Annotated in this window: 10 protein-coding genes; 6 read left to right on the forward strand and 4 right to left on the reverse strand. The window is 64.5% G+C overall.

Annotation, left to right across the window (positions count from 1 at the left end):
* Positions 1–940 precede the first annotated feature (940 nt).
* Both ABIV12_RS03515 and ABIV12_RS03520 read left to right on the forward strand, forming a co-directional pair.
* Complete coding sequence (locus ABIV12_RS03515; protein WP_348056280.1) at positions 941–2563, forward strand: EAL domain-containing protein; 1623 nt, start codon at positions 941–943, stop codon at positions 2561–2563.
* A complete protein-coding gene (locus ABIV12_RS03520; RefSeq protein WP_348056282.1) occupies positions 2553–3287 on the forward strand; it encodes an OmpA family protein in 735 nt (244 codons plus the stop codon). The genes ABIV12_RS03515 and ABIV12_RS03520 overlap by 11 nt, the downstream gene beginning before the upstream one ends.
* Here the strand turns inward: ABIV12_RS03520 and ABIV12_RS03525 are convergent.
* The gene (locus ABIV12_RS03525) at positions 3284–4144 is read right to left on the reverse strand and encodes a mechanosensitive ion channel family protein (protein WP_348056284.1); all 861 of its coding nucleotides are present in this window, start codon (positions 4142–4144) and stop codon (positions 3284–3286) included. The two genes, ABIV12_RS03520 and ABIV12_RS03525, sit on opposite strands and share 4 nt — an antisense overlap.
* Positions 4145–4503: 359 nt before the next feature.
* Between ABIV12_RS03525 and ABIV12_RS03530 the strand changes: the two genes are divergently transcribed.
* Positions 4504–5598 (forward strand): hypothetical protein, encoded by a 1095-nt coding sequence (locus ABIV12_RS03530; protein WP_348056286.1) that lies wholly within the window; start codon positions 4504–4506, stop codon positions 5596–5598.
* Positions 5599–5731: 133 nt separating this feature from the next.
* Positions 5732–6742, forward strand: a complete 1011-nt coding sequence (locus ABIV12_RS03535; RefSeq protein ID WP_348056288.1) for a hypothetical protein — start codon at positions 5732–5734, stop codon at positions 6740–6742.
* A 108-nt stretch (positions 6743–6850) separates the two neighbouring features.
* Here ABIV12_RS03535 and ABIV12_RS03540 read toward each other — a convergent pair whose 3' ends face one another.
* The 3 genes from ABIV12_RS03540 to ABIV12_RS03550 form a co-directional block, all read right to left on the reverse strand.
* The gene (locus ABIV12_RS03540) at positions 6851–8716 is read right to left on the reverse strand and encodes a choice-of-anchor Q domain-containing protein (protein ID WP_348056290.1); all 1866 of its coding nucleotides are present in this window, start codon (positions 8714–8716) and stop codon (positions 6851–6853) included.
* A 143-nt stretch (positions 8717–8859) separates the two neighbouring features.
* Complete coding sequence (locus ABIV12_RS03545; protein ID WP_348056292.1) at positions 8860–11292, reverse strand: winged helix-turn-helix domain-containing protein; 2433 nt, start codon at positions 11290–11292, stop codon at positions 8860–8862.
* A gap of 44 nt (positions 11293–11336) precedes the next feature.
* Positions 11337–11720 (reverse strand): hypothetical protein, encoded by a 384-nt coding sequence (locus tag ABIV12_RS03550; RefSeq protein WP_348056294.1) that lies wholly within the window; start codon positions 11718–11720, stop codon positions 11337–11339.
* A 257-nt stretch (positions 11721–11977) separates the two neighbouring features.
* Between ABIV12_RS03550 and ABIV12_RS03555 the strand changes: the two genes are divergently transcribed.
* Positions 11978–12931, forward strand: a complete 954-nt coding sequence (locus tag ABIV12_RS03555) for an alpha/beta hydrolase (RefSeq protein ID WP_348056296.1) — start codon at positions 11978–11980, stop codon at positions 12929–12931.
* Positions 12932–12950: 19 nt separating this feature from the next.
* Positions 12951–13445, forward strand: a complete 495-nt coding sequence (locus ABIV12_RS03560; RefSeq protein ID WP_348056298.1) for a CIA30 family protein — start codon at positions 12951–12953, stop codon at positions 13443–13445.
* Positions 13446–13533: the final 88 nt, after the last annotated feature.

Below are 13533 nucleotides of genomic sequence, written 5' to 3' on the forward strand. Positions count from 1 at the left end.
GGCATTCGTTTTTCCAGCATGTCCGGGATTGAACGGCCTGTATCTTACATGGTGTCCGCCACAGCATCATCGAATCACCAAAAGATGCGACATGCCACGATTCAGCCTGGAAATGGAGGTGGTGGGCGATGAAAATCGCGCTCGGTCGAGTCCGACTGAACGAGTGGGCGGCGTTCTATTGATCCGGACGCGATGTCGAAGTGGAAGGCCGGCGAAGGCGACCTGTCCAAAGTCCGGTGGACCCACCACGCCACAACAGCCGCCTGAAGAAGACCGCCGCTGCTCGCGCACGGGCATTCGACAGACACTCCTTGTCGAATGGATGGAACGCCAGCTCGCGTAACGGGAACAATCGCAAACAAGCGGGAACCTGTTTTTTTTTGCGGCAGCGTGAGCGCGCTGCGATGGCTGTATCGATCACTCTGCGACGAGAGCATTGTTCCGCTGGGATGTCGACCGGAATGCGCAACGGCGTCGAGGCAAATCGTCGCGGAGCACGCCTGGATCCCGAATGGCACTGCAGGCGGCAACAGCAAGCGAACGCGTCTGCTCCATCGCTCGCTGCAATGGTCGCGTCGCCGGACCTGACAGCGATCCATTCAGAAATGAACTCCTACGGGTTGAACATGGAATGAAATGGGTATGCGGGGCCAATTCGATGGCGTGGCGGATCGCTTGCATGCTTGAATGGCAGATGTCTTCGCTGTCGGACTGGAAAAGGACACATGGAAACGACGCACGAGGTCCATGCGGTTCGCCCACCGGCGTCGTGGCGGCCGATTTGCGGGCCAGTTGCCGTATCGCGGGTAGCCCGCCAGCCGAGTCCACATCCGGCTGTGCACGTTCCGACCGGCACGCTTCATGCAACCGGCTGGACCGACTCCGGCTCGCGCCGACGACTCGTCTGTTTCATCGCACCTGACTGCTGAAGCGATTGCGCATGTTCCGCACCGGAAAAATTCTCGTGTTCTCGACGCTGGTGGCGATCGCCGGGGTCGCCGTGCTGCTCGTTTCGATTGCGGCGCTGTTGTGGAATCAGTCGGTGACATCCGAGGAAGCGTATTCGGGCGGACTTGCGGCATCGCTCGGTCAGTCCACCGAGCGGATCATCGTCGACACGCGCGACATGTTGCAGTCGTTCGATCAGCTGACCTTCCCGCGCTGCTCGACCGAACACCTCAAGGCGCTGGAGGAAGCGGCAATTTCCCGACCGTACGTGCGCGCCATCGGTTATTGGCAGGCAAACAAGCGTCTGTGCGGCGTGGGGTTTCTCGCCCAGGGCGTCCTTAAACCGGCGCATGCGGACCGCATCTACGACAATGGCGTCATTGCGTGGTGGCCGAGTGCGCAGACCCAGGTCGGCGACGTCCAGCTGTTCCTCATGCGCGACGGCGATCACGACGTGGCGATCGATCCGCGCATGCTGCTCGACGGCAGCCCCATGAAGAACAGGCAGGCAGCACTGTGGGTGGAGAATCTGCGGTTGTCGGCGATTCCGTGGGATGCGACGCTGCCCGCACCCGACACGTTACCGATCGGCATCACTGTCGATCACGAACATGGCCAGGTGATTTCGCGCTACTCGCGCAATGCGATCCTGCCGATCGACATCGTCGCGCGCGAGCCGCTCGACAATTTTCTGACCCGCCACGCGCAGATGCTTGCGATCGGCACGAGTCTCGGGCTGCTGTTGCTGGTGGCGTGGATCCATCTGATGGTGCGCATTTCGCGCAGCCGCCTCGGCATGACGGCAGAGTTGCGCGAGGGCATTGCGTCTGGACAGATCTCGGTGCAATACCAGCCGGTGGTCGATCTGGCATCACGCTGCTGCGTCGGCATGGAAGCCCTTGCGCGTTGGAAACGCACAGGTGGCGATTGGGTCAGCCCGAGCATCTTCATCCCGCTCGCAGAAGACGCCGGTATCGTGCAGGACGTCACCCGCGCGGTCATGCAGATCGCCGTGCGCGACATGCAGGAAATCCTCGCCGAGTTTCCAGGAATGAGCGTCAATCTCAATCTCGGTTCCGGCGATCTGAAGAGCGACGCGATCGGCCGCGAACTCGCGGCCACGCTGTCGCGTGCACAGTTGCCGGCGGGCAGCATCAAGCTGGAAATCACCGAGCGTGCGTTGCTCAATACGGAATTGTCGCGCTCGCTGATCCGCAACCTGCGCAGCATGGGTCATCAGGTTGCAGTAGACGATTTCGGAACCGGCTACTCGAGCCTTTCCTACCTGCAGTCGTTTGAACTGGATTTGCTGAAAATCGACAAGTCGTTCGTCGAGGCGATCGGAACACGTGCGGCAACCAGCCACGTCGTCACGCACGTGATCGAGATGGCGCGCTCGTTGAATCTGGCAACGGTGGCCGAGGGCGTGGAGACGACGGCTCAGCGCGACTGGCTGATCGAGCATGGCGTCCTGTTCGGGCAGGGCTTTCTCTTCAGCAAGCCGCTGTGGATCGGGGACCTGCTCGACTATCTGCGCAAGAACGCGTCATCCGATTCCCGTTCTCCCAAACCTTCATCGACCTTCGACCGGGACACGACCAACCATGCGACCTGAGACGCTTCGATTCATTGCAGTCGCCGGTGCAACCGCCTTCGCGCTCGCCGCGTGCTCGACGCCGACATCCAGGCCTGCTCCGCAGGCACCGATCACGCAGACGACACCGACGCCAGCCGCCAAGCCGGTCGTCAAGGCAGTTGTTTCCGCGCCCAAGGGGCCCGTTGTGATTGCACGGCGCGGATTCGAGGAAGCGAAGCGGAAGATCAAGTTCGCACTTGCGAAGAATCCCGAAGATGCACTGCCGCCTGGCGATGTCGGTTACTACGTCGACGTTCTGCAGGGTCGCCTCAAGCAGATCGCCGGTGGACAGGTTGGTGTGGTGGTCGGCCGGCAGGGCAACAACGTCATTCTCGATGTGACATCGCGTCTCGATTTCGAGTCCGGCAATGCGCGAATCACGCCAGGCATCAGCCGTCTGCTCGCTCCGATCGTCAAGGTGCTTGCCGAATACCGGATGATGCTGGTGGCGGTGGACGCGTCGCAGGATGCGAACGGCGATGCACCGGCCAACAGTCGCCTCGCAGAACAGCGCGCACTGGGCCTTGCCCGACATCTGGCCGACGCAGGCGTAGCGCCCGCGCGCATCGTGGTCGCCGGGTCGGCTGGCGGACGCACAGCGGCCGATCCCGCGCGCGCGGAAGCCCGCACCCACATGGAAATCCACCTCGAACCCATCGTGCGCGTTGCTTCAGAGCGCGGCACGCCGGCTTCGAATCATTAGATCGCGCTTTCCTCCACCGCCCGCGACGGCTGCGTCGCATGCGTGTAGACGTGCGTGTCGCGTTGCGGAAATGGAATCGAGATGCCGACGCGGTCGAACGCTTTCTTGATCTGCTCGGTCAATTCGCATTTGGTCGCAAAGAAGTCCGCATTCGCAACGTGGCAGCGCACCCCGATGTTCACGCTGCTTTCGGCCAGCTCATAGACCAGCACGTTCGGAACAGGTTCTGCGAGTACGCGTGAGTCGGCGTGCAGGATCTCCATCACCGTCGCGCGCGCAAGATCGATGTCGTCGCCGTAGCCGATGCCGATGATCAGCTCGATCCGCCGCATCTCGTCGGGTGTCATGTTGACGATCGAATCGGTCGTGACCAGTGAGTTCGGCAGCGTGAACGTCTGGTTGTCGGTGCCGCGCAGCCGGGTCTGGAAGATGTTGATCTCCTCCACCTTGCCACTGACCCCGTTGATCGTCACGACGTCGCCAACCTTGAACGGACGCAACGCGACCAGCATCACGCCTGAAGCAATGTTCGACAACGAGTCCTTGAGCGCGAGACCAATGGCGAGACCGGCCGCGCCGAGCACTGCCAGCATCGAGGTCATCGGCACGCCGAGTACCTGCACGACGGCGAGCAACACGACGACCTGTAGCGCAACCTGCGCGACGCGCGCGAGGAACAACGTCGCGGTCTTTTCCATGTGCGTGCGTTGCAGCCCGCGGCCGAGCCAGTCGGCCAGCATTCCTGCGAGCTTCATGCCGATCCACAGCAACACAAGGGCGCCGAGCAGGCGCAATCCCAGACTCGTTCCAAATTCGAGCCAACGGGCGTGCACGGGGTCGGACCACCAGTCATTCATGGCGAGCTCTTGGCGATAACGGATGGGCCGCAAAGCATACCGCGCACCTCGCAACGCGCGCTGAGCGGCTGCAGTGACAGAGCGTGAGCGTCGACGTCGATCCTGTTCCCCGCGCGAAAGTTGAGCTCAGCCACAGGCGGTGCGGCATGCTCAACGGAACAAGCGCGCGTGATCATATGCGCGCGCAAATCAGCGCGTTCAGCGTTCGTATGCGCAGGGAACGATACGTTGGATTCGAAATGGATGGGCGGCAGCGGACGCGTCTTGATCACTGGCGCCATCCATCGTCTCGCTGTCTGGAGCGCTTTGAACGCGGATCGTTGGTTCGGGAACCGTGAACGATGATGGGAGAAACCGGTATGAATGACGCACCGCTGCAACGAACCGGCGTGGTTGCCTCCGCGAGACATTTTCCGGTCGTCTTCGCGACCGTCGCGCTTCTGATGTGTGCATCGGTGTGTGGAGCGATGAATCCTGATGCAGGCATACCCGTTGCTGACGCGTCGACATCGGTCGATTCGCTGCCGCCGTCGGCGCGCCCGGCAGGCGTTCCGGATGGTTACCTCGTGACGCCCAATGGCTATTTCCATCCCGATTGCGTCCAGCGCGTCGGCTCGGACGAACGCGTGCTTGCGGACGGGAGCATTGCCGGCCCTGCCGGTCAGCGGCGCGCTTCGCCAGCGTGCATCCATGCGCACTTCTCCAAGGCCGGAACGGCGATCGGACCGTATGACCGTGCGCAGGTTTCCGACATCCCCGGTCAAACCGCCACAGCTGACACGCTGCCGCCAACGATCAACGGCTACACGGTGAGTGCGACGTTCGTGGTGAGCAATGCGGTGCCGAAGGTCTTTGCAGCGGACATGCTGGTGCCGACTGCACCCTCATCGGCGGGCGACCAGACCATCTACCTTTTTCCGGGTCTGGAGGATATCGAGGATGTGCAGACCATCCTGCAGCCCGTGCTCGCATGGAATGGCTTTGGCGATCACGCCTGGAGCGTGGCGTCGTGGAACTGCTGCAAGGACGGAACCACATTCCACAGCGATCCGCTGGCGGTGAGTGCAGGCGAGACGATCAATGGCGTGATGACGGGTTCGAACTGCAGCGGAGATGTCTGCACCAATTGGGCAGTCAGCTCGAAGAGAGGGGCGGAGAGCACCGTGCTCAATACGCAAAGTTATGGACAGAGATTCGACTGGGTATTCGGAGCCGCGCTTGAAGTGTATGGCGTGCAGACCTGCGAGCAGCAGCCCGCGAGCGCCTTGGTTCGGTTCACCAACGAGCGGCTGACCGGCATGAACGGAACTGCGATTGCGTTGCAGCCATGGAATGGCGCGTTTTTCGATTCGCTCTTCGGCAGCGGGTTCGATGCGCGCTACAACATCTACTGCGCATACCAGTTGAACTACGGCGACGCCGGGCGGCAGATCGTGATTCTCTGGCCCCACTAATCAACCGTTGGCCGCGCGGCGCTGTCGGGCCGCGCGCTGCTCTTCGCCCACAGTCGCATGGCCGTTTTCATCACTCTTTGCCGTAAGTATCCCCTGACGTGCCGTTTGGCGCACCGATGTCCAGGGGAATGAAATGATTGATCTGCAGCGCCATTGGGTTCCAAGAACTCGCGACGCCGGTATGCGCATGTTCTTTGCGATGTTTGCAACGGTCTGCGCGGCAGAGCGCGCGCAGGCGGCGTGCGACGCGATGTTTCGGAACGGATTCGAATCCGCAGCACTTGTTTCGGGCTCTGCCACCCTGCAGACCAGTGACGGAGCGACGCACACGTATTTCTATCGCATACCGGCGATGCCCGCTCCCGACTGCGGACGCCCGGTGCTGTTCTGGCTGCACGGCGACGGCGGTTCCGGCAATGGCTACGGCAGCGGCTTCTACCCGCACACGGACGCGGATGGCGCGATCCTGGTGACGCCGAGCGGTGCAAACCACACGTGGACCCACGCGGCCGCCGATCTTCCAGGCCAGTCGCAGGATTCACAGTTCATCAGCCGGATCATCGACACGCTCGTGGCCGACGGACTTGCCGGCGAACCGGTCGATGCCGATCGCATCTACCTCGGCGGCGAATCGCGCGGCGCCTACATGCCGTACTTCCTGCTGCAGCGGCCGTCGACGAAAATGCGCTTCGCTGCAGTGGCGGTGAACGCAGGTCTGCTCTATTGCAATACCGCCGACACGGACTGCGACGTCGACGGATCAAGCCCGCTCCACCATGACGCGGCGACGCCGATCCTGCACCTTCACGGCACCAACGATACGTCGGTATCGCCGCCGCCGACGGCGGTGTTCCACCATCCGGTCGACTGGAACATCGACTGGCGCGTTTTCTTTCCGATGAAGCTGTGGGCAGCGCAACACGGTTGCTTCGGTGGCGACGATTCCACCGGCCAGGACAGCGGCGTGCTGCGCGAGACCTACACCGCGAATGGGCACGAGGCAAACCGCTACGACCTCACCGGGTGGGGCGATGAATGCAGCCGGTACCAGCTGATCCTCGTCACCAACGGTGGGCATGTGATCGGCAGCCAGTACGAACGCATCTGGTCGTTCCTCAAAAGCTACAGCGGCGCGGGCGGATGAGTCCGGCGATTCCGTACTCATCCGCGTGATGCAACACAGGAGTGCACTCAGCCGCGTTGCTTGTCCCGCGAGGCACGCGTCGCGGCTGACATTGCTCGCGCGATGGGTTCATGCGCCGTCGTCGAATCCATCCTGGAAGATCACATCGGAGGACGCCGCAGGGTCGGTCTCGAACGCGCCAATGTCCGCCGCGGCTCCCAGTTCCCGCAAGAACGGGTCTCCCCGCTGATCGAAAAGCAGGCCGATCATGTTGTTGCCGGTGTCGATTGCAGGACTTCCGGCGCCGAGCGCGTGCGTCAACGTGGTCGCGCCGTTGAGCGCAAGCGGTTGCAGCAACGGATCGGCGGTGATCGTGTCGGCGGGCAGCTGTGCCGGGCCCGACGAGCCGGGAATCAGGTTGTTTGCGCCGGTGACCGTCTCGGGGAATGCCCAGACGTTCGCCGGCGCGGCGCCGTTTGTGTTGTTGGACACGATCGTGCTCTGCAAGTCGATCTGGTACGCGTACTCCGACGCGCTGAATCCTGCGCCACGCTGCGTCGATGTATTGAACGCGATCGTGCTGTTGCTCAACTGCGCGTTGCCGCCGTCGAGCATCACGCCCCCGCCTTCGCTCGCGCTGTTGCCGGAAATCGTGCTGTCGATGATCGCCATCGGCGCCGGACCCGACTCGCCGTAGAGGACACCGATGCCGCCGCCGTTTGCTTCTGCGGTGTTGCCGGTGATCGCGCTGCTCTGCACCTGAAACGTACAGGCGACGCACTGCACGCCACCGCCGCCTTCGTTGGTGCCGCCCTGGTTGCCGGCGACGTTTGCGGTGATGCTGCTGCCGTCGATCGAGACCAGGCCGTAAGCCGGGCCGATCATTCCACCGCCGGCCGAGTCCGCATGGTTGCCGCTGATGGTGGAACGGATGATCTCGACGCTGCCCGCATTGAACACGCGCAGGCCGCCCGCTCCGCCGTAGTGGTTGGTCGATCCGACCGAGTTGTCGCTCACCTGCGTGTCGCGCAACCGGGTTGTGCCGACCGCCGCGATGCCGCCGCCCTGCGGCGCGCACACGTCACAGGTGGAAACGACCGTGTTGCCGCTCACCGTGCCGCGCAGGATGTCGAGTGGCGCCTCGGCGTTGTCGGGATGTGAGCCAACCGCGATTCCGCCGCCAAACACTTCGAAGGTGTCGGACGTCGCCGTATTGCCGGTGACGATGCTGTCGGTCAGATGGGTGCTGCCCAGCGCGAAGAGGGCGCCGCCCTCGACGATGTTCGCGAACGCGTTGCCGCCGGTGACACTGTGGCTGTGCGCGCTGTTGCCGGCAAACAGGCTGGACGTGGTGGTCAGGGTGCCGCCGACCGCCAGCGCACCACCGCGCACACGCAAGTTGCCATTGACGGCGTTGGTCGTGAACTGCGTATCCGCGAGCGTCGCATTGCCGGCGACGAACGCGCCGCCACCGGATATTCCGGCGACGTCGTCGGTTCCCGCGGTGCATTGCGCAACCGTGACGCCAGCCAGCGAGAGGTTGCCACTTGCGAGGATGCAACCGCCGTTGCCGGCTGCGGATCCCTGGACGAGTGCAAGTCCGGACACCGTCAGCGTGCCGGTGCCATCGTGCTCGAGCACGCGGCTCGCATTGTTGCCGCTGATCCCGAGCGCCGCGGAGCCGGGTCCGTGGAGCGTGAGGTCGGCGATGCCGGAACCGATGACGATGGCCCCGCTGGTCAAGGTGATCGACGCGCAGCTCAGCGCCGTCAGGTCGACGACATCGCCGCTGACCGCGCCGGCCACCACGTCGCGCAGGCTGCCCGCGCCGCTGTCATCGCAGTTGAGCACGGCGAGCCCGCCACGAGGCGCGGACGGCGATGGCGCCGCTGCGCCAAGCACACCGGCCTGCAGGAACAGCGCGGAGGCGAGGCACGCGGCGAGGGGACGCAGACGCGGGAGCGCGGCACGCGAAGAACGCAGAACTGGGGTCATCGGAATCTCCGGTGGGTCGGTGAAGCCGCGGGCTTGCGGCGCCTGCAACGGTGGACCTCAGCGTGGCAGCGCGACGCCCCACGCACCATGCCGGCACCATTCCGTTTCTGTTCCGCCGCGGTTCGCACGGCGTCCGAAGGGTCTCAGTCGGTCGTTCCGAGTGCGAGCGGCGCGGCGCCTGCACTCGCCAGCTCGTCGGGTATCCGGCGCTCGCCGGCCAGTCGCCGCACACGTGTCATCGCGCCGGCAAACGCGTCCTGTCGAACGAGCGCCCGGTACAGGCGCGCCTCGACCAACGCCGACGAGAAATCGCGATCGGCATAGCGCGCCACCTTGCCGACGACGTCAGCGGCCTGCGACACGTCGCCGCGCGCGAGCAGCCAGGTCGCATAGGAGACCGCCGTCTCGCTGCTGCGATCCGGCAGGCCACGCTGGTCCGCTGCCTGCATGGCGCGTTCGTACGCGGCCACGGCATCGGCATGCCGTTCCTCGACCGCACACTGCTCGGCGTTCGCAAGAGAGGCGTCCAGCGTTGCCAACGGCACATCGACCGACTGCGCCCACGTGGCGAATGCAGCGGTTTCATCTGCCGCGTCGCTCGTCTGGCCGAGCTGTCGAATCGCACGCGTCAACAGCAGCCATGCGCGCGCCCGTTCGCGCATGGTCTGCGGTGTCGCAAGGGCTTCAAGCGCCTGCCGGGCCAGCACGCGAGCGCTCTCGGGCGCGCCGGTCACGAGATCGAGCTCCGCTTCATTGCTGCGCGCAATCGCCAGTTGCGCCGTGTCGGGAGGCGGATCGGCCGCGTGGATCAATTGATCCAGCACCACCCGCGCTTCTTCCAGGCGGCCGTTCGCCGCGAGTGCCTGCGCGCGGCCCGCCTCGAACGCATGCCGCACTTGCGGGTCGGTGACCCGGCTGCGTTCGGCCCAGCCGGCGTCGCTGGCCTTGAGGGCGTCGAGCGGTTGCAGAAGCATCAGGTGCGCTTCGACCTGGTTGACCAGCGCCGTCACGAATTCGTTGACCATCCCGAAGCGGCGGAAGGTGTGTCCGGCACGTTCAAGCGTCGGCAATGCTTCCGATGGACGGCCATGACCCATCTCGATGATGCTCACGTTGCCGTCGAGCTGGGCCAGCAACAGCGGATCGCCTGCCAAGGTGATCGCGATGCGCGATCGCGCGAAATCCGCCATCGCCGCGTCATGCCGGTTCATGCGTTCATGGAGGAGAGCGCGGTCGTTGTACGCGCGGCCGAGCGGGAGCGGCTCGTTGCGCGGTTCGAGCAGCGCGATCGATGTGTCGCAGGCGCGCAACGCATCCTCGAGTCGGCCGAGGCGCATGTCTGCCGAACACAGGTCTTCGAGAAAGCGCGCATGCATCACGGCATCGGCTTCGGCCGGCACTTCGCGCAGCAACACTTCAAGCTCCACGCGTGCCTTGTCGAACTCGCCCGAACGCAGTGCGATGCGCACACCCCGCTCGCGCACTTCCGGCATGGCCTGCAGTGCCGGAGCGGCCTGCGCAATCAACGCGCGCGCGAGATCGAGATTTTCGGCAAGACGCGCCGCGTCCGTTCGCTGAAGAAGTTCGGCGAGACCGGGATCTGCATGCATCGTCGCGGCCGCCGACGTCTTTCCGAGAAGTCCGAGCAGCTGGCCGACCACCTGGTCCGTCGCGCTGATGGCATCGCTCGCGTGCGCCTGCACCGACCGCGGCGATGCCGAGCCATCGATCAGTTCCGCACGCACGATCCATTCGTTTCCACTCTTGCGGACGGCCGGCAGGATGACGCCACGCGTGTCGATTGCAGCATGCAACGCGGCCATTGCCTGCGTGGTCGTCATGCGGGCATCGACCACGCGCACGACGCTGTCGCTGCGGACCACCGCAATGCCGGCATCGCGCAGCCGCGTCGCGATCAGGTCCATCAACCCGAGTCGCAACCAGTCGTCGGAGCCGTCGGTGAGGACGTCGACAGGAAGCACGGCGAGCGCAGTGGCCTGCTCCGGACCATCGTGCGTCGTCGTGGACGACGCGGGCGGTCGCGGAGGCGTTGAGCGCAGCGACACCACGACGGCACCGACGCCTGCCACGATGAGCAACCCGATGGCGAGCTGCGAAAGCGTTCGCCATCGCGACGTCGGCATTTGCGGGGCGGACGGCGCGGCGATCGGTGGAGGTTCGGCAACGTCGGCTGCGGACGACCTGTGTGCACCGGCTTCGTCCGTGGTGTCTTGCGCAGGCTCCGAACGCTCGATCTCCTGGATCCGCGTGTCTCCTACCCAGTGATAGCCGAACCGGGGCACCGTGCGGAGCAGCACCTGTGCTTCGGCGGTGTCGCCGACCGCACGTCGCGCTGCGAGGATCGCCTTGCCGAGCATCGTGTCGCTGACCTCGGTCTTTCCCCACACCGCGGCGATGAGTTCGTCGCGTCCGACGGCGCGATCGCGATGCGCGACGAGATAGGCGATGCAGTCGAATACCGTTGGAGGCAAATCGACACGCGCACCCGCGCGACGCAGTTCGCGCGCGGGAATGTCGAGCGTGCAATCGCCGAATCGAAAACGGGAGGGAACCATGCAACGAGGGTAGCGGCCTGCGACGCGGGCGTCACCCGACGCCGTCATCCATTGCTGAAGGTGTACTCGAACGACGTGAAGAACGGCGCTTTCGGCGGCACGAACAACAATGAGCGCGACATCGTCTTCGACAGGCAACCGGAGAATTCGGATTCGCCGGTGATCCATGTGCTCAGCACCTTGCCGGATGCATCGAGTTCCATCACCAGCGTGAATGGCAGGCGACGGTCGGCGCGATCGGAGGCCGGACAATCCGCGGAAACGATTCGGGCGATCTCCTTCAACGAGGCAACCAGCTGCGCATGCTGTCCTTCGGAAAGCGATGCCTCGTCGATGCTTGCGCGGATCTTCACCTGCTCGATGTCGAGAGCGCGCGCGGACGCGAAGGCCGGGAACAGGCAGAACACAACGAGGAGGAGTTGATTCATGGTCACGTGCACCGCTGGAAGAGGTCGGCTCTTGCCGAATGGACTCAAGCTTAGCAAACCGTCTCACCCACCAATGCACGCGGTCCGCCCGACTACCCGACGCGGACGTCGCTCCGGTACAGTTCCAGCGGATACGAGACGCGTCAGCCGCGTATCCGGGCGGTGATTGCCGGTGCAACGAACCGCATTCCCGCGAAGCCGGCGCGGCGCGGCTCATGTCCAATCGGTGGGAGCGAGTGTTCTTGAAGGCACGATCGATGATTGCTGCAACATTCCTGATTTCCGCCCTGGTCACGGGCTCGTGGTTGTGGACCCCCGACAAGTCGCTGGCACAGCTGCAGGCGAAGTATCTGCAGTCCCCCACAGACATGATCGACGTTGCAGGCACGCGCCTGCACGTGCGTGACAGCGGTCCTCACACTGCGCCGGCCGTCCTTCTGCTGCACGGCTTCGGCTCGAGCCTGCAGACATGGGAACCGTGGGCGCAGATGCTCGACGACGAGTTCCGCGTCGTTCGCCTGGATCTCCCTGGATCCGGCCTGTCGCCGCCCGATCCCGGTGGCGTCTACACCGATCAGCGAACAATCGACGTACTGGTGGCGCTGCTGGATCGGCTGAACATATCGAAGGTCGATGTGATCGGCAATTCAATCGGCGGGCGCATCGCGTGGAGATTTGCGGTGGCGCATCCGGAACGCGTGGAACGCCTCGTGCTGATTTCGCCGGATGGCTTTGCAAGCCCGGGGTTCGACTACGGCAAGCCGCCCGCGATTCCGTCGGTGGTCGGCCTGATGCGCTACGTGTTGCCGAAAGCACTGCTGCGGATGAATCTCAAACCGGCGTATGGCAATCCCGATGCACTCACCGAGGAGACGGTCACGCGCTACCACGACCTCATGCTCGCGCCGGGCTCGCGCGCCGCGGTGCTCGAGCGCATGCGCCAGTCGGTTCTCGAAAAACCCGAGCCACTTCTCCAGACGATTCACGCGCCTGTCCTGCTGGTGTGGGGCGTGAAGGACGCGATGATTCCGATCGCCAATGCCGCCGACTACACCCGCAACCTTCCCGACAGTCGTCTCGTGACGTTTCCGAATCTCGGGCACGTCCCGCAGGAAGAAGCGCCGGCCGAATCGATTGTTCCGGTGCGGGAGTTTCTCGAGGGTGCAGCCACAGCGCCGACCCCCGGCGAACGCGCCTCACATCCCGGATGACAAGCGAGCCTGCACCCGCATGCGCATGCTGATGCGCTTCGATGGCGTTCCGTCGGAGCCCGGATGGGTGGCTGTCAACGATGGCGTGATGGGCGGTCGATCGAGCGGCGCGCCCGCAATCGTGGCCGGCACGCTGCACTTCACCGGCATTCTGTCGCTCGCGAACAACGGAGGGTTTTCGTCCATCCGCACGGTGCGCCGTTCTTTCGACCTGGCGTACGTGACCGCACTGGTCCTGCGCGTCCGCGGTGACGGCCGTGCGTATCAACTGCGGCTGAAGACCGATGCCACGGTGCGTGGCATCGCCGTGGCGTACAGCGCTCCATTCACCGCGCCCGCGGGCCGGTGGACGGAGGCGCGCGTGCCACTGGATCAACTGCGCCCGAGCGTCCGCGGGACGACACTCGACGGCCCGCCGTTCGAACCGACCAACGTCACGGAGATTGGCCTGTTGATCGGTGACCACCGCGAGGGGCCGTTCGCGCTCGCGGTGGACTGGATCGGCATGGACTAGGCACGGAATCGGGAGCGCCTGCACCGACACCAGCCACACAGCAATACCGGTTCATCGAAGCCATTGGCGAAACCCGTGTCGCCAGTAT

Origin of the sequence: Dokdonella sp., assembly GCF_039926425.1 — a bacterium.
GTDB lineage: Bacteria > Pseudomonadota > Gammaproteobacteria > Xanthomonadales > Rhodanobacteraceae > Dokdonella_A.

Coding starts and splice junctions, on each gene's coding strand:
- ABIV12_RS03550 (WP_348056294.1), bottom strand. CDS start 11,720: ATGAATCAACTCCTCCTCGTTGTGTTCTGCCTGTTCCCGGCCTTCGCG.
- ABIV12_RS03560 (WP_348056298.1), top strand. CDS start 12,951: ATGCGCATGCTGATGCGCTTCGATGGCGTTCCGTCGGAGCCCGGATGG.
- ABIV12_RS03530 (WP_348056286.1), top strand. CDS start 4,504: ATGAATGACGCACCGCTGCAACGAACCGGCGTGGTTGCCTCCGCGAGA.
- ABIV12_RS03520 (WP_348056282.1), top strand. CDS start 2,553: ATGCGACCTGAGACGCTTCGATTCATTGCAGTCGCCGGTGCAACCGCC.
- ABIV12_RS03555 (WP_348056296.1), top strand. CDS start 11,978: ATGATTGCTGCAACATTCCTGATTTCCGCCCTGGTCACGGGCTCGTGG.
- ABIV12_RS03515 (WP_348056280.1), top strand. CDS start 941: ATGTTCCGCACCGGAAAAATTCTCGTGTTCTCGACGCTGGTGGCGATC.
- ABIV12_RS03525 (WP_348056284.1), bottom strand. CDS start 4,144: ATGAATGACTGGTGGTCCGACCCCGTGCACGCCCGTTGGCTCGAATTT.
- ABIV12_RS03540 (WP_348056290.1), bottom strand. CDS start 8,716: ATGACCCCAGTTCTGCGTTCTTCGCGTGCCGCGCTCCCGCGTCTGCGT.
- ABIV12_RS03535 (WP_348056288.1), top strand. CDS start 5,732: ATGATTGATCTGCAGCGCCATTGGGTTCCAAGAACTCGCGACGCCGGT.
- ABIV12_RS03545 (WP_348056292.1), bottom strand. CDS start 11,292: ATGGTTCCCTCCCGTTTTCGATTCGGCGATTGCACGCTCGACATTCCC.